Here is a 15358-nt window from a genome sequence, read left to right as displayed (position 1 = left end):
CGGGAACGTTCCCTTCCATCATGACTGTCAGCGCTACATCCACCGAAGCCCATGAGGGGCAGGCGACCTCGGGCGTATGGGCCCTGACACTCGGCAGCATCGGCGTCGTATTCGGCGATATCGGCACGTCGCCGCTGTACGCGTTTCGCGAGGCGGCCTCGCACGCCGCCGAGGGCCAGCCGGTATCCCGCATCATCGTGCTTGGCGTGCTCTCGCTGATCCTGTGGTCGCTTTTCATCGTCGTCACCGCCAAATATGTGCTGCTGCTGTTGCGCGCCGACAACAACGGCGAGGGCGGCACGCTTTCGCTGATGGCGCTGGGGCAGCGGGCGCTGGGCCGCCGAAGCTGGCTGTTGCTGGCGCTCGGGGTCGTCGGCGCCTCGATGTTCATCGGCGATTCCATGATCACGCCGGCGATTTCGGTATTGTCGGCGGTCGAAGGCCTCAAACTCGTCACGCCGGCGTTCGGACCCTATGTGGTCCCGCTGACGATCTTCATTCTCGTCGTGCTTTTCTCGGTGCAGAGCAGCGGTACGGCACGCGTCGCCTCGCTGTTCGGCCCGGTCATGGTGGTCTGGTTCGCGACGCTGATGCTGATGGGCCTCGTCCACATCAACGACGATCCTACGGTGCTGTACGCGATCAATCCCTGGTATGCGATCCAGTTCATGCTCTCCCACGGCGTCATCGGGCTGGTCACGATGGGCCTGGTGTTTCTGGCCGTCACCGGAGGCGAGGCGCTCTATGCGGACCTCGGCCATTTCGGGCGCAAGCCGATCCAGATCGGATGGTTCTATTTCGTGCTGCCGGCGCTGCTGATCAATTATTTCGGGCAGGGTGCGCTGGTGTTGTCCGATCCGTCGGCCATCGAAAACCCGTTCTACCGGCTGGTTCCCGACGTGCTGTTGCTGCCGATGGTGATGCTGGCGACTGCGGCGACCGTCATCGCGAGCCAGGCGGTGATCACCGGCGCGTTTTCGTTGGTCCGCCAGGCCGTGCAGCTCGGCCTGCTGCCGCGCTTCGAGGTCCGCTACACCTCCGAAACCCACGCTGGCCAGATTTACCTGCCCCGCGTCAACCGGCTGCTGCTGATTGGGGTCGTGCTGCTGGTGCTGCTGTTCCGTACCTCGAGCGGCCTCGCTTCGGCCTATGGCATTGCGGTTTCCACCACCATGGTCGTGGACGGCATCATGGGTTTCGTCGTGATCTGGAAATTGTGGAACTGGCGCGCGGCGACGGCTGCGGCCGTGATCCTGCCCTTCGTCATCATCGACATGAGCTTCTTTGCTGCGAACCTGCTGAAATTGTTTGATGGCGCCTGGGTGCCGCTGCTGTTCGGCATGGTGGTGGCGGTGATGATCTGGACCTGGCGGCGGGGCGCTGCGATCCTGATAGCGAAGACCCGGCGTATCGAGGTACCGCTGACCGACCTGATCAAGAGCCTCGAAAAGCGTCCGCCCCACATCGTCAAGGGCACGGCGGTATTCCTGACCTCCGATCCGAGCTTCGTGCCGACCGCGCTGATGCACAACCTCAAGCACAACAAGGTTCTGCACGAGCACAATGTGATCCTGACGATCGAAACCGCCCAGACGCCGCGCGTAGATCCGGCCGAACGCGTCAAGATGGAAACGATCAGCGAGAAATTCTCCACCGTGCGGCTGCGATTCGGCTTCATGGAATCGCCGAACGTGCCGAAGGCGCTGGTGATCGCGCGCAAGCTCGGCTGGCAGTTCGACATCATGGCGACGTCGTTCTTCGTGTCGCGACGGTCGCTCAAGCCCTCGGCGCAGTCGGGCATGCCGCTCTGGCAGGATCACCTGTTCATCGCCATGAGCCGGTCGGCGAACGACGCGACCGACTACTTCCAGATCCCCACCGGGCGGGTGGTGGAAGTGGGAACGCAGGTCACGATCTAAGCGAATCTCGCAGGGTTCCCCTGATTCTTGTCGCATGGCGGCAACAGCCTGACGGTTTCTCGGCCCGCACAAAACTTCGGACTCCACAGCCGTCGTGGTTTGGACCAGTCTGCTTGAACGCTTGGAAACGGCAGTTTAAGGTTTTCCTCTCTGGCTGCCGCCCGCAGGGCGCGAATGCCCCGCGCCATATGGCGTCGGGCCGAGCCCGGAATGCCCCGCTAAAGCCTTGAACGGCAAAGATTTCAATGTAATGGTCCGGCTATTGTAATGGTCTGGGTATTTGTAAGGAGTAGCGCAAATGAGTTTCGTCAGCGCGAACGACCATCCTGACCCCGTCAGTCCGCAGGATCCGCTGTACTACGCTCCGCGCTCCGCGCGCGGCACGGCAGAGCCCCGATCTGGCGCGACGCAGCACGCGGTCTCAGGCGATTTGCCTACCGATCCCCGTTCTTCTCGCTTCGATGATATGCGCGAGGAAGCCTTTGCCAAATTTGCCCGCCCCCTGGAATCGCAGTTCGCTGACGAGCGCTCTCGGTCACGCGGATTGCTCGCCACGGCGGGGGCCGTCGCTTTAGCGGTGGGGGCCACTGCGATCCTGGCGTACGTCGTCTTCAACGCGTCGCCAAATTCGAAAAGCGATCCCGCTGAACTCGCCGTTTCCATTTCGACGCCTGCATTGGCGACGCCGACGCAAGCGGCGGCACCATCAGGGGACTCGCAGGCGCTGCTCGAGGGATTCAAGCAGTTCCAGCGGACGCAAGGCGGCGAAGAGGCGGCGGCTGCTGGACCGTTCGCCGCCGCAGCGGCCAAGGAAAAGCCGAAGGAGTCCGAAGCCCTGCTGGATAAATTCATGCAGTGGCAGCCACGGAAATAGCGCCGCGCGCAGAACAGGCGGCTCGGCTTCCGGCCGTCGCTGCGGCGATTCGGATGCCGGCTTGGTAGGGCCCTAAGCGCTCCGGCCCGGCGGTAGCACGACGACGATCGCACCCACCTTCACCCGGTCGACCAGATCGATGATGTCTTCGTTGGTCAGGCGGATGCAGCCTGACGATATCGCCTGACCGATATATTCCGGCTGGTTGGTGCCGTGGATGCGGTACAACGTGTCCTTGTTGCCTTCGTAAAGGTAGAGCGCCCGCGCGCCGAGCGGATTGGCCGGCCCTCCGGCGACGCGCTTGGGGTAGGGGCCTAGTCGTGCCTGGATCTCCGCCGTCGGAATCCAGTCTGGCCATTCGGCGGTGCGGCCGACGGTTGCGACGCCTGACCAGGCCAGCGCTTCTTCGCCCACGGTTACGCCATAGCGAATCGCCTTGCCGCCGGGCAGCACGAAATAGAGATAGCGCGCGTTGGTGTCGACCAGGATCGTGCCCGGCAGCTCCTTGCGCGTGTAATCGACAATGTGCCGGCGAAACGGCTCCGGGATGCTCGCCGGGGCATAAGGCGCATGGGCGAGCAATTGCCGGTCTCTCGGCGTCAGACTGGCGTTCGACGGCGGCGCCAACGTCGCCTGCATGCAGCCGCCGAGCGACCCCACGAGCAACAACACGAGCCCACGCCCGATCATCGCGTGTCCTCCAAGTCTCACTTGCTTCAGAAGTTCTTACTTGCCCCAGAAGTCTTACTTGCCGCACAAATCTCACATGCTGCGATTTGGTGCTCGAAAAGTGTGGAAATAAAGGCGCGGCGCGGTGATGGTGTGCCGCACGGCAAGAATGCCGGGAGCAGACGACGATGCGTGCCTTATACCGTGCAGCGCTGCGCGAGGACGCAGGCCGTCTCTGCGATATTCGCCGAGGATCGATCCTTGAGCTTGCACCGCCCGATATGCCCGTCGCCGAGGCGCAGGCGTGGGCTGCGCGGCTCACGCTCGCCGGCATGGAGCAAAAGCTGCGCGAGTTTGAAGTATGGGTTGCGGAGCTGGACGGCGCCGCCGCCGGGTGGGGGGCCATTCGCGGCCACCGCCTGGAGGGGCTTTATGTGGCAGCCGAATTTGCCGGGCAGGGCGTCGGTGCCGGATTGCTCGACAAGCTCGAAGAACGGATGCGCGAGCGCGGGTTGTTGTCGGTCCACCTTGAGGCAAGCCCGAACGCCCTTGGTTTCTATCTGCGCCGCGGCTACCGGTCGACCGGCCCGCAGATACGGAACGGCGCCTGGCCCATGGTGAAAGAATATCCCGTTTGACACCCGCGGTGGCAGGACAGCGGGTGCGATGGACGGCCGCCCGCTTCGGGCCGCCGTTCAAACCGTTCGGAGCGCTTGATTTTCGCCCCGCGAGGGGCGACTTTGGCGCCCGCTTGGCCGGGCTGGTATGAGCCCTCGCGGCAGGTTCTCAGGAGGATATTGCGTGGCGGACCATCAGGTGCACGATTTGACCCCGCAGGAGGTTTCCAGCGGGATCGCGGACGGACGCTACTTCCTGGTCGACGTCCGCGAACCCAACGAGGTGGCGGTGGAAGCCTATCCGGAATGCGTGGTCGTTCCGCTGCAGTCGTTCGATCCGGCGGCCATCCCGGACCCGAAAGGAAAGCAGGTGGTTTTCGCCTGCCGTTCGGGCAAGCGCTCGGTGACGGCCTCGCTGGCGGCGCAGGCGGCCGGCCTGCCTTACGACAAGCATCTGGCCGGCGGCATCATCGGCTGGAAAGCTGCAGGTTTTCCGACCAGAACCGGCGGCTGATCTCCACCATGACATCCATGAACAAGGTCTTTGCCGACCTTCCAGTCACCGTGTTCGAGGCAATGTCGCAGGCTGCCCGCGACAACAATGCCATCAATCTCGGCCAGGGTTTTCCCGACGATCCCGGGCCGGAGGACATCCGCCGCGCCGCGGCCGACGCGACCCTCAACGGCTACAACCAGTATCCGTCGATGATGGGCATCCCCGAATTGCGGCAGGCGATCGCCGCCCATTACGGCCGCTGGCACAATCTCTCGCTCGACCCGATGACGGAAGTGATGGTGACCTCGGGCGGCACCGAGGCGCTGACGGCGTCGATTCTCGCCGTCGTCGAACCCGGCGACGAGGTCGTGTGCTTCCAGCCGGTCTATGACAGCTATCTGCCGATCATCCGGCAGGCCGGTGGTATTCCGCGCCTGTTGCGGTTGGAGCCGCCGGGCTGGCGGCTGACCGAGGAGATGCTGGCCAGCGTCTTCAACGAGAAGACCAAGGCGGTGCTGTTCAACAACCCGCTCAATCCGGCCGCCGTGGTCTATCCCCGCGAGGACCTCGAACTGCTGGCCCGGTTCTGCCAGAAATTCGATACGATCGCGATCTGCGACGAGGTGTGGGAGCATGTCCTGTTCGACGGCCGCGAGCACATCCCGCTGATCACGATTCCCGGCATGCGCGACCGCACCATCAAGGTCGGCAGCGCCGGCAAGATCTTTTCGTTGACGGGATGGAAGATCGGCTTCGTCTGCGCTGCGCCGCATTTGTTGCGCGTCGCAGCCAAGGTGCATCAGTTCCTGACCTTCACGACAGCGCCGAACCTGCAGGCCGCCGTCGCCTACGGCCTCGGCAAGCCGGACGAATATTTTCATGACATGCGCAAGGAACTGCAGCGAAGCCGGGACCGTCTGACCAAGGGGCTGGAGAGCATCGGCTTTCCCGTGCTGAAGTCGCAGGGCACCTATTTCCTCACCGTCGACCTGTCGCCGCTCGGCCTCAACGAAACCGATGTTCAGTTCTGCAACCGCATCGTGAACGATTACAAAGTGGCGGCGATACCCGTGTCGGCGTTCTACGAGCAGGACGCGGTGACCTCGGTGGTGCGGTTCTGCTTTTCCAAGAAGGACGAAACGCTGGACACCGCGCTGGAACGCCTGTCGGACGCGGTGCACGGCCGCCGCAAGAGGTAGCAGATGCGCGATTCCGTCCGGGGGTTGCTTCGCCTGATCGGTGCCACGACGGTCGCGCTGTCGCTCTCGCCCGCATGGGCGCAAGAGCGCACCGTGAACTTCTACAACTGGTCCAACTACATGGCGCCGGGGGTGCTGGAGGATTTCACCAAGGAAACCGGCATCAAAGTGGTCTACGACACGTTTGACGCCAACGAGACGCTGGAGACGCGGCTATTGGCCGGCAAGTCCGGTTACGATGTCGTGGTGCCGACCGGTTATTTCCTGCAGCGCCAGATCACCGCAAAAGTCTTCCTCAAGCTCGACAAGGCAAAGCTGCCGAATCTCGCCAACGCCTGGCCGGTCGTGACCGATCAGCTCGCGACATACGATCCCGGCAATAACTACGGCGCCAATTACATGTGGGGCACCACCGTCATCGGCTACAACGTCAAGACCGCGCAGAAAATCCTCGGGGCCGACGCGAAGATCGACAGCTGGGACATCGTCTTCAAGCCGGAGAACCTCGCGAAATTCAAGGACTGCGGCATCCACATGCTGGATTCCGCCGACGACATTCTGCCCGCAGCGCTGAGCTATCTCGGCATCGATCCGAACTCGACCAAACAGGCTGATCTGGAAAAGGCCGCCGATCTCGTCGGCAAGATTCGGCCGAACGTCCGCAAGTTTCACTCCTCGGAATATCTGGGCGCGCTGGCGTCGGGCGAAATCTGCTTCGTGGTCGGATGGTCCGGCGACATCATGCAGGCGCGCAGCCGCGCGGCGGAAGCCAAGAACGGCGTCGAGATCGGCTACACGATTCCGAAAGAGGGCGCGCAGATGTTCTTCGACAATCTGGCGATCCCGGCGGATGCCAGGAACGTCGCAGAGGCGTACGAACTGATCAACTATCTCTACCGTCCGGACGTCGCCGCGAAGAATTCCGACTTCCTGTCATATGCCAACGGCAATCTGGCGAGCCAGAAGCTGATCGATCCGAAGATATTGAACGACAAAAACATCTATCCGGATGAAGCAACGCAAAAGAAGCTGTTCGTCATCCAGGCCCGCGATCCGGCGACCCAGCGCGTGATCAACCGGCTGTGGACGCGGGTGAAAACGGGGAAGTAATTTTGGCTATAGCCCGGATGTCGCTGCGCTCATCCATGCTACCGCCCGGCAAACACCTATTGCTGGAACCCGGACTGGAATTTATAGCTCCCGTCAGGAGCATCACATGACCAACAACATCCTTGCATTGGTTTCCACGCGCACGCTGCTGCAGATCGCCTTCATCCTGGCCTCGACGGTGGCCATGAAAGCTTGGAGCCTCGGCCTATTGTGATGGCCGAAGGCGACCGCTACCGCCATCTCCGGTGCAGCCAGAGCCACTGGTCCGGATATTCCCGCACCCAGCCCTCGATTACATCTGTCACCGCCTGCATCGTGCCTTGAATATCGATCTGGCCCGCGGCGTCGCGCACCGGCTTGACCTCTTCGGACAGTTCGGCGCGGAAGCGATGGTTGGGGAGGCGGATGATGCGCACGCCATGGACGGGGCATTCGACCTGCCGCAACAGCCGGGCGAGCGTCGGGTTGGCCTTGGTCTTGCGGCCGAAGAACGTCACCTCGACGCCGTTGCCCATGTACTGATCGACCAACATCGCGACGTGCTGGCCGCGCTGCAGGGCTTCGGCCAGCTTGAGCGGGGCCTCGCGGCCGGCCGGCACCAGCGTGCCCATCTTGACGGCGCGGATGCGCTCGATGGCGCGGTCGGCGGATTCGATATTCGGCCGGCGGAACAGGATTGCGCAATCGAGCCCGTGCGCGACCGCGCCGAGCGCAGGAATTTCCCAATTGCCGAGGTGGCTGGCGAAGATGATCGCGGGCTTGCCGTCGTCGCGCAGCGTATCGAAGATCTGCTTGGTGCGCGCGCCGAACTCGACGCGGCTCGGCTTGTCCGGATGATCGACGTCGTAGTCCCAGATGTGATCGAGATGGGCGAACTCGGCGCCGATGCGGCCGAGATTGTCCCAGACGCCGGCCAAAATGGTTTCGATCTCCGCGCTCGATTTCTCGGGAAATGCGGCCGTGAGATTCTCGCGCCCGATGCGGTCCTCGCGCAGCCGGCGTCCGATGAAGCGGGTGGCGCGGCCGAAGAAATTCGCGGTCTTGTCCGGATCGAACAGGCGCGTGGTGCGCAACAGCGCGACCGTCAGCGCGCCGACGGCCGCTTCCGCCACGGGCTTGGCGGCGTCGCGCAGGCGCGCCTTGGTGCGTAGGAGCAGGCGGTTCATGGTCTAGATCGTTGGCCGCTAGACCGGTTCGCGGGTCAGGATCAGCGAGGCGTTCTGCCCGCCGAAGCCGAACGAGTTCGACATCACGGCGGTCACCTTGGCGTCGCGCGCGGTGTTGCCGACCACGTCGAACAGGATCGCCGGATCCGGAATCTCGTAGTTGATGGTCGGCGGAATCCGCTGGTGCTCCAGGGTGAGCAGCGAGAACACGGCTTCCACCGCGCCGGCTGCCGAGATGGTGTGCCCGACCATCGACTTGTTCGACGACACCGGGATTTTCGGCAGATGCTCGCCGAACACGACGGCGGTGGTGTTGTACTCCATCTTGTCGTTTTCCGGCGTCGCGGTGCCGTGGGCGTTGATGTGGTCGATCTGTTCCGGCTCGAGGCCGGCATCCGCCAGCGTCTTGCGCATGCAGCCGATGATCGGCTTGCCGTCCGGGCTGGAGCGGGTGCGGTGGAAGGAGTCGGTCAGTTCGCCGCAGCCGGCGACGACGCCGAGAATTTTCGCGCCGCGCGCCATCGCGGACTCGTAGCTCTCCAGCACCATCGCGCCGGCACCTTCCGCCATCACAAAACCGTCGCGGTTCTTGGAAAACGGTTTTGAAGCGGCCTGCGGCGGATCGTTTTGCGTCGACAGCGCCGACAGCAGCGAGAACCGCACCAGCGCCTCCGGGTTGACCGAGCCGTCGGTGCCGACGCACAGCGCTGCATCCGCGTCGCCGCGGCGGATCGCCTCGACGCCGAGCTGGATCGCGGTCGCGCCGGAAGCGCAGGCGGTGGAGAGCGAGATCGGCGAGCCCTTGGTGCCGAACACATCAGCAAGGTGGCTCGCGACCGAGCCGAACATGAATCGGTGATGGTAGGCCGCGAAGCGGCCGCCGCCGGACACGCGCAGCATGTCGCCATAGTTGAATTCGGTCTTTCCGATCGCGCGCCCGAGTTCGAGCCGCTGCGGCCATTCGACCTCGACCGGCGCGACCGCCAGGAACAGCGGCCCCGGAAAATCCGCCTTGGCGCCGATGGCTGCCTGCGCAAGCGCTTCCTCGGTGGCCATCTCGGCCAGCCGCTCGGTCAATCCGGTCGAGGTGACGGGATCGACGCTGACGAAGTCGACCGTGCCCGCCATGGTCGATTTCAGCCCTTCGACCGGAAAGCGCGTCACGGTGCGGATACCGGATTCTCCGGCGGTCAGCTTGCGCCAATTGTCCTCTTTGCCGCCGCCGAGCGACGTCACCACGCCCATGCCGGTGACGACGACGATCGGCCTGCCCAATTTATCGCGTGCTACTGACATGGTTCCCCCGATGCTCGCGCCCTACTTGACGGCCTCGACGAGGGCCATGCCTTCGCCCTGCCAGTGACCGGTCCCCACCACCACAATCTGGTCGGGGGCGCCTGTCTTTTCAACCTCGGTTCCGGTCGGATCGTTGGGCGGAAACAGCGCGCCGCGCGATAGCGATAGCGCCGCCAAGGCCAGCCCCAGCGGAAACTGGGTCTCCAGCGTATGGCCGAACATCGTGCCGGTGGCGCGGACCGCGTAACCAGGGTGCTGGCGCAGGAACGCCTTTTCTTCCGAAGTCACCGGCTCGACGCCGGTCGCGCCGGTGATCACCTGGCCGGCTTCGCCGGTGACGCCGAGTTTCGGCCACATCGTTTCCAGCGATTTGGTCACCGCGCCCGGCTGCTTGCGCTTGGCGAGGTCGGCGACCACTTTGGTCAATTTCGCATACGGCTTGGCGCCGCGCGCTTCGGCATGCTCGCGCGATTCCAGCACCAGGAAACAGCCGGCCGAGCCGAGTGCAAAGCCGCTTCTGCCTTCGCGCTGCCAGACCGGCGCATACGTCCCCTTGAGATTGAAGTCGCCGAATTCGTAGAGCACCAGCAGGTCGGAGCGCTCGCCATTATGGGCGGCGCCGACCAGCGCGATCTCGCTCTGCCCGGATTCGATGCGGGCCAGCGCGATCCTTGCCGCGTCGATGGAGGCCGCTTCCTCGCCCATAAAGGTCCGCGACGTGCCGCAGACGCCATGCACGATGGCGATGTTGCCGGCGAGCAGGTTCGAGAGCTGCGCCAGAAACAGCGTCGGCCGCAGGTCGTTCATCAGGCGTTCGTTGAGAAAGGCCGGACTCGAATTGCCCTTGGCGTCGGCATTCATGATCGCCTCGTCGACCGCCAGGTCGCGCTCGCCGCCGCCGGCCGCGACGATCATGTCGGTCCGCCCTAGAATGTCCTTGTTGCCTTTGATGCCGGCCGAATCCAGCGCCAACCCCGCGGCATAGGTGCCGATGCGCTGCCACGCTTCCATCTGGCGCTGATCGCCTTTTTTCGGGATCTGGGCGTCGAAGGAAACCGGCGCCAGCGGATGCACGATGTAGGGCGCAAACCGCTTGTCGTCGAAATTGATCTTCTTTTCGTTCAGCGCGTCCCAATGCGCATCCAGCCCCTCGCCGAGCGAGGAGACGATGCCGATGCCGGTGATCCAGACTTCCTTCGCCGCCGGAGATGTGGACTCAGTCATGCGTTATCGCCTGCAGTGGGAAGCCGATCTTGTTGGCCATCGCATCCATATGCACGCGCAGGGCCGGGTCGGGGAAGGGGGCTAGGCCGAAGGTGAGTTCGGCACTGCACTTCAGTTCCTTGCCGACGCGTCCCTTGACCTTGGTGACGGCAAAACCGGACCCTTCATGCTCGAGCCGCGCCTCGATCGTCAGCAATTCGCCGGGACTGACGAAGCCCCGCATCTTGGCTTCCTTCACGATGGCCAGAAACGGCATTCGCTCAAACTTCAGGACGCCGAGGATCAGCCAGCCCGAACTCTGCGCCATCGCTTCGGTCAGCAGCACGCCGGGCATGATCGGAAAACCCGGGAAATGCCCCTCGAAGATGGTGTGCTTGGCCGGAACCTGCGCCTCGACCGTTATTCTCTTCTCGTCGAGATTGAGCTCGACGATGCGGTCGATCAGCGTGAAGTAGTCGAGGTTCATGGCGGGTGACTAAAGCGTTTTCCAGCGAAGTGAAGGCCGGTTCGCGTCAAGAAAACGCGTCACAACCAAGAATCCAGAGCCCCGCGCCGATCGATCGGAGCGGAAATGGAGCTTAAGCGCCCGGCGCGGCGTTCTTGGCGGCGACCAGTTCGTCGATACGATCGGCGAGATTCTGCAGCACGAAATACTGCTCGGTCGTGGCCTTGCCGTCGTTGACTTCCTGGGTCCATTTTTCGAGCGGCATCTTGATCCCGAACGCCTTGTCGATGGCAAAGGCGATGTCGAGGAAATCAAGGCTGTCGATTCCAAGATCGTCGATGGCGTGGCTCTCCGGCTTGATCGTGTCGCGCGGAATGTCGCAGGTCTCCGCGATAATGTTGGCGATCTGATCGAATGTGGAAGACATCATTAAGCCTTTGATAACTTGAGGATATTCCGGGACGGCTTGAGAGGGCGGGGGCGTGGCCCCGGAAGGCCGTGTTCCCCTTGGCCGGAGTCGAGAGCCCGTATATCGGAGCAGGCCGCTGAGTTCAATGGAGGCGGGGCGTTCGGGCGGGGATCGATTATGGGACAAAAATGGCCGGTTGGGGACGGAATCAGCGGTCCGGCGTCCCCGGGCAGAATGCATGTCAGAGCTAGGCACCATCCCGTCAATGATGACATGCGCAGACATCGAAGTACCGATCAAGCGCGCCTCGGCGCCGTCGTGGCTGCAATGGCAGGGGCCTATTGCAGTCCGCGCGGTCGCCACGCCGGTCCAAAGACAGACTGGCCGTATTGCTTCAGCTTCGAGGTCAGGTCATCTTCAAAAAACGGAACCAGCGGCGGAAGCGGCGTTATCATCAAAACTGTGTGCAGCAGCGGGTGCGGAGCATCAAGCGAGAGCTTGCGCCCGGTCGCCTTGTCGAAGGCATATTGAAGCGTCAGCAGTTCGACCGGGTAGACTTGATTCCAGCTACCGAGATCCATCACTGACTCGTAAACCGAGGGACGGCGTCGTTTGTTTGCGTCGATGCCGTGGTATCCGAAGCACTCGGCAATGCGGTAGTCGCAATACTCTACCAGTGCCTCGCGAAACTGGTCCGGGTGATCGGCTTTCGCAAACAGCGCGGCATAACTGCCCATTTCCGCAAGGTCTGCCGCTCCGGGCCATTGGCCTGATATCAACGTTCGTTGCAGCGCCTGAGAAAACTGCAGGGCCGGCTCATCATAGGCAAAGAACCCTTGCCTCGTGCCGGGAACGCGGCCCTTGCCGGGAGCGCCGCTCATGCAGAGGCGGTGCAGATAGGGCGCGACTCGTTCGGCAAACCATTCCTGGCCGGCCGCAATGGCGAGCCCCTGCCATTCAAGCAGCTCGTGAAGCATTTCGTCCCTGGTATCATCCGGCCAGCCTTCAGCTTGACGAAACTCAAGCAGAATTTCACGTCCCCAATAGAAGTATGCGAAGGCCTTGGCGAATGTCCGATCAGGATCGTCGGCGCCATTCCAGCGCGAGAGCACCCATTTATCCAGCCAATGCTGGGCCAGCCTTTGTGCCGTGAGAGTCAGTTGCGGCGTCCTTCGCAGCTTCAGATCGTCTGCCAGCCACGCCAACTGGAGGCCTGTGTCCGCGGTCACGGCGTCTTCAAGTTTGAGGCGCTTCCACAGGGTTGCGACACATTGATCTCTATTGCAGCGATCGGGCTTGATCAGCTTGGCCATCGTGTGGAATCTACAAAGTCTCTACGCGGATACAGATGCTCATCTCAGTCGACCTGCAAGCCGGTGTCAACGGCGGCCGCCTTGACTTCTTTGCGGGCGGCCCGAGGCCAAAGCCAAACGCTTTGAAGTGCAGTGCTCTGCGCAAATCCGCCGAACGATACTGCGGGAATGCGAATGACAATTTATCTTGACCTCGGCAACGTCAGCGATGAGATCGGTACGCCGGATTTCTTTCATGCGTTTTTTTCGACGGTCTCCGGAAATCTCGAGCCTGCGGGCTGGGGCAGCCGCTTCCCGGTCTTGTTACGAGAACTCTACAAGGGCGAGCTGGGTAAGGCGCGCGCCGAGCAGGCAAGGATCGAACTGGCGCAGATCCGAACCGAGATGAGCAGCTTCCCGCCCGATCGTGTGATCTGGGACTTCGCGGACAGGTCGAAGCGCCCGCCATGGGGAAACGACATATCGTCCGACATCACGGACTTGTCGAAGTATTTCGTCACGTCCGCCGGTAGGGATCTGATCGATGTGATGGCGGAATGCCTGGACGAACTGCAGTCCGGGCCCGTCCGGGCGTTACGGGTAGTCCATATGTGAGCAAGCGCGGCCCGGACAAGCGAAGCGACATCCGGGACTTTCGCGCATATCGCTGCGCTCATGCGGCTCCGTTTCAATTCGTCGGCAGCATGAACCCGTCGAAGTAGGCCGCCAGCGCCGCATGGCCATCGAGCGGCAGCACATGCGCGACATACTGGTCCGGCCGCACCACCACCATGCAGCCCTTTTCCCGATCGATGCCGCGCATCGCAAAGATGTCGTGGCCGCTCCTGAGATCGGGGCAGAACATCTTTTCGTAGTCGCGGAGCCCGTAGCGTCCCTTCGGCGGGAGCAGGAGCGGGGGCATCGCCTCGATTGCGAGTTCGGCATGCGCCTGCTGGAACACCGCGCGGACATCGATCACTGAATCGATATCGGCGCCCGACGGCGTGTGCTTCTTCACGGGAGACATCGGACTTGCACTCAGGAAGTCGCACAGCGCGCGAACGGGCGAATTGGCGGCGGGATCGCCGCGACCGGCCAAGATGAAAATCCGGAACCGGCCGTCCGCCTTGGCGACGTGACCCAGATGAAGCGGCTTGGCGTCGGCGAGGCGGACGACCGGCGCGGAGTGAAAGCGGGTGCCGATGATAAAACCCTTGGCGAGGTGCTGGTGGTCCGCCGGGGCGGTGAGGAGGGACGGGCGGTAATGCGTCGCCGTTCCCGCGGTATAGCGCCCATGCCGGACGAAATAGTCCTGCGTCTGCGCGGCATCCGCGCCCTTGTTGTCTCCCTTGGCGGAAGCGAGGATCTCGGCCCATTCGCGGTCGAAGTCGATCAGCTCTTTCGCAACCGCCTGCCGCTCCGCCGAATAGCTGTGCAAGAGAGATGGTGCGCTGCGCCCGCGCAGGACGGCGGCGAGCTTCCAGCCGAGATTGAAGGCGTCCTGCATCGAGACGTTCATGCCCTGGCCGGCCTTGGGGCTGTGGGTATGGCAGGCGTCGCCGGCGATGAACACATGGGGCGGGCGCGTTGCGATGTCCTCCGCCGGCACATCGTCGAACTTGTCGGTCAGCCGCTGGCCGATCTCGTAGACCGACCACCAGGCGACCTCCTTCACGTCGAGCGTATAGGGGTGGAGAATGCGTCGCGCCTTGGCGATCAAATCATCCGAGGTGATGTGGCGGTTGGCGACGCGCTCGCCGGCGTCGAGGTTGGTGAGTTCGACATAGAGCCGGACGAGATAGCCGCCTTCGCGAGGGATCACGAGGATGCTGCCTTCATGGGCCGACTGGATCAGCACCTTGAAGCGGATGTCGGGGAAGTCGGTGACGGCCAGGATGTCCATGACGCCCCAGGCATGGTTGGCGGAATCGCCGCGCAGCTCGCGGCCGATCGATTTTCGCACCGTGCTGTGCGCCCCGTCGCAGCCCACGACGTAACGCGCCTTGATCGTCTCGGTTTCGCCTTTGTGCCCGGCATCGAGTCGTTCGAGCCGCACCGTCACCGCGTGATCTTCTGCCTGCGCCGCCGTCGAGATATCGAGGTCAAGCAGGCGCCGCGAATAATAGGGCTCAAGTTTTGACGGCGATTTGCGCATGACATCGAGATAGCAATCATGCACGCGCGCCTGGTTGAGGATGACATGCGGCATTTCCGACAGCCCGTCCTCGACATCCCTGACACGGCCGCTGCGCACGATGTTGTCCGGCTTTTGCTCGTCCGGCTTCCAGAATGTCGTCTCGGTGATCCAGCAGGCTTCCTTCAGAACGCGCTCGCTGAAGCCAAAGGCGTCGAACATCTCCATGGTGCGGCAGGCGATGCCATCGGCCTGGCCGAGCAGCATCCGGCTCGGCTTCTGCTCGACGATGCAGATCTTGATGTCGGCAAACGCCGCAAGCTGCGCCGCCAGCGTCAAGCCGGCCGGCCCGCAGCCGACGATCAGGACGTCGACTTCGGCGGGGACTGACCCTGCCATGCCGGACGGCAGCACGCGCTCGGCGGGATCGGCGATATCAGGCTCGCCGGGTTCAAAACCGTTGAGGTGGAATTGCATGGTGTGGCGCCTCTGAAGGAAGGGTTCAACC

15 protein-coding genes are annotated in these 15358 nt (G+C 63.1%); 7 read left to right on the top strand and 8 right to left on the bottom strand.

Going from position 1 to position 15358, the window contains the following annotated elements; translation table 11 throughout:
- Nucleotides 1-20 precede the first annotated feature (20 nt).
- Both QUH67_RS21885 and QUH67_RS21880 read left to right on the top strand, forming a co-directional pair.
- Nucleotides 21-1919, top strand: a complete 1899-nt coding sequence (locus QUH67_RS21885; RefSeq protein WP_300941134.1) for a potassium transporter Kup — start codon at nucleotides 21-23, stop codon at nucleotides 1917-1919.
- A gap of 298 nt (nucleotides 1920-2217) precedes the next feature.
- Complete coding sequence (locus QUH67_RS21880; protein WP_300941132.1) at nucleotides 2218-2793, top strand: hypothetical protein; 576 nt, start codon at nucleotides 2218-2220, stop codon at nucleotides 2791-2793.
- A gap of 72 nt (nucleotides 2794-2865) precedes the next feature.
- Here the strand turns inward: QUH67_RS21880 and QUH67_RS21875 are convergent, their stop codons facing one another.
- Nucleotides 2866-3483: a L,D-transpeptidase gene (locus QUH67_RS21875; RefSeq protein WP_300941130.1), complete on the bottom strand. Its 618-nt coding sequence runs from the start codon at nucleotides 3481-3483 to the stop codon at nucleotides 2866-2868.
- Nucleotides 3484-3650: 167 nt separating this feature from the next.
- On the opposite strand from QUH67_RS21875, the gene QUH67_RS21870 reads away from it, so the two are divergent.
- From QUH67_RS21870 to QUH67_RS21855, 4 genes are all read left to right on the top strand, one after another.
- Nucleotides 3651-4100, top strand: a complete 450-nt coding sequence (locus QUH67_RS21870; protein WP_300941128.1) for a GNAT family N-acetyltransferase — start codon at nucleotides 3651-3653, stop codon at nucleotides 4098-4100.
- A gap of 163 nt (nucleotides 4101-4263) precedes the next feature.
- A complete protein-coding gene (locus QUH67_RS21865) occupies nucleotides 4264-4593 on the top strand; it encodes a rhodanese-like domain-containing protein (RefSeq protein WP_300941126.1) in 330 nt (109 codons plus the stop codon).
- Nucleotides 4594-4601: 8 nt separating this feature from the next.
- Nucleotides 4602-5774: an aminotransferase gene (locus tag QUH67_RS21860; RefSeq protein ID WP_300941124.1), complete on the top strand. Its 1173-nt coding sequence runs from the start codon at nucleotides 4602-4604 to the stop codon at nucleotides 5772-5774.
- Nucleotides 5775-5777: 3 nt separating this feature from the next.
- The gene (locus QUH67_RS21855) at nucleotides 5778-6884 is read left to right on the top strand and encodes a polyamine ABC transporter substrate-binding protein (protein ID WP_300941122.1); all 1107 of its coding nucleotides are present in this window, start codon (nucleotides 5778-5780) and stop codon (nucleotides 6882-6884) included.
- A gap of 230 nt (nucleotides 6885-7114) precedes the next feature.
- Here the strand turns inward: QUH67_RS21855 and QUH67_RS21850 are convergent, their stop codons facing one another.
- From QUH67_RS21850 to QUH67_RS21825, 6 genes are all read right to left on the bottom strand, one after another.
- Nucleotides 7115-8050: a lipid A biosynthesis lauroyl acyltransferase gene (locus QUH67_RS21850; RefSeq protein WP_300941120.1), complete on the bottom strand. Its 936-nt coding sequence runs from the start codon at nucleotides 8048-8050 to the stop codon at nucleotides 7115-7117.
- 18 nt (nucleotides 8051-8068) lie between these two features.
- Nucleotides 8069-9346 (bottom strand): beta-ketoacyl-ACP synthase, encoded by a 1278-nt coding sequence (locus tag QUH67_RS21845; protein ID WP_300941119.1) that lies wholly within the window; start codon nucleotides 9344-9346, stop codon nucleotides 8069-8071.
- Between the two features lie 21 nt (nucleotides 9347-9367).
- Nucleotides 9368-10570: a beta-ketoacyl-ACP synthase gene (locus QUH67_RS21840; protein ID WP_300941117.1), complete on the bottom strand. Its 1203-nt coding sequence runs from the start codon at nucleotides 10568-10570 to the stop codon at nucleotides 9368-9370.
- Nucleotides 10563-11036, bottom strand: coding sequence for a 3-hydroxyacyl-ACP dehydratase FabZ family protein (locus tag QUH67_RS21835; RefSeq protein ID WP_300941115.1), 474 nt, complete (start codon nucleotides 11034-11036; stop codon nucleotides 10563-10565). Before QUH67_RS21835 ends, QUH67_RS21840 begins: the two co-directional genes overlap by 8 nt.
- A 112-nt stretch (nucleotides 11037-11148) precedes the next feature.
- Nucleotides 11149-11442, bottom strand: a complete 294-nt coding sequence (locus tag QUH67_RS21830; RefSeq protein WP_028346689.1) for an acyl carrier protein — start codon at nucleotides 11440-11442, stop codon at nucleotides 11149-11151.
- Between the two features lie 320 nt (nucleotides 11443-11762).
- A complete protein-coding gene (locus QUH67_RS21825; RefSeq protein WP_300941113.1) occupies nucleotides 11763-12737 on the bottom strand; it encodes a hypothetical protein in 975 nt (324 codons plus the stop codon).
- Between the two features lie 174 nt (nucleotides 12738-12911).
- On the opposite strand from QUH67_RS21825, the gene QUH67_RS21820 reads away from it, so the two are divergent.
- A complete protein-coding gene (locus QUH67_RS21820; RefSeq protein ID WP_300941111.1) occupies nucleotides 12912-13331 on the top strand; it encodes an immunity 70 family protein in 420 nt (139 codons plus the stop codon).
- Nucleotides 13332-13404: 73 nt separating this feature from the next.
- Here the strand turns inward: QUH67_RS21820 and QUH67_RS21815 are convergent, their stop codons facing one another.
- Complete coding sequence (locus QUH67_RS21815; protein ID WP_300941110.1) at nucleotides 13405-15327, bottom strand: FAD-binding monooxygenase; 1923 nt, start codon at nucleotides 15325-15327, stop codon at nucleotides 13405-13407.
- Nucleotides 15328-15358: the final 31 nt, after the last annotated feature.

Origin of the sequence: Bradyrhizobium roseum, from assembly GCF_030413175.1 — a bacterium.
Lineage (GTDB): Bacteria > Pseudomonadota > Alphaproteobacteria > Rhizobiales > Xanthobacteraceae > Bradyrhizobium > Bradyrhizobium roseum.
The sequence above is the reverse complement of the archived record's forward strand: the minus strand, read 5'-3'. Positions and strand labels throughout refer to the sequence as shown.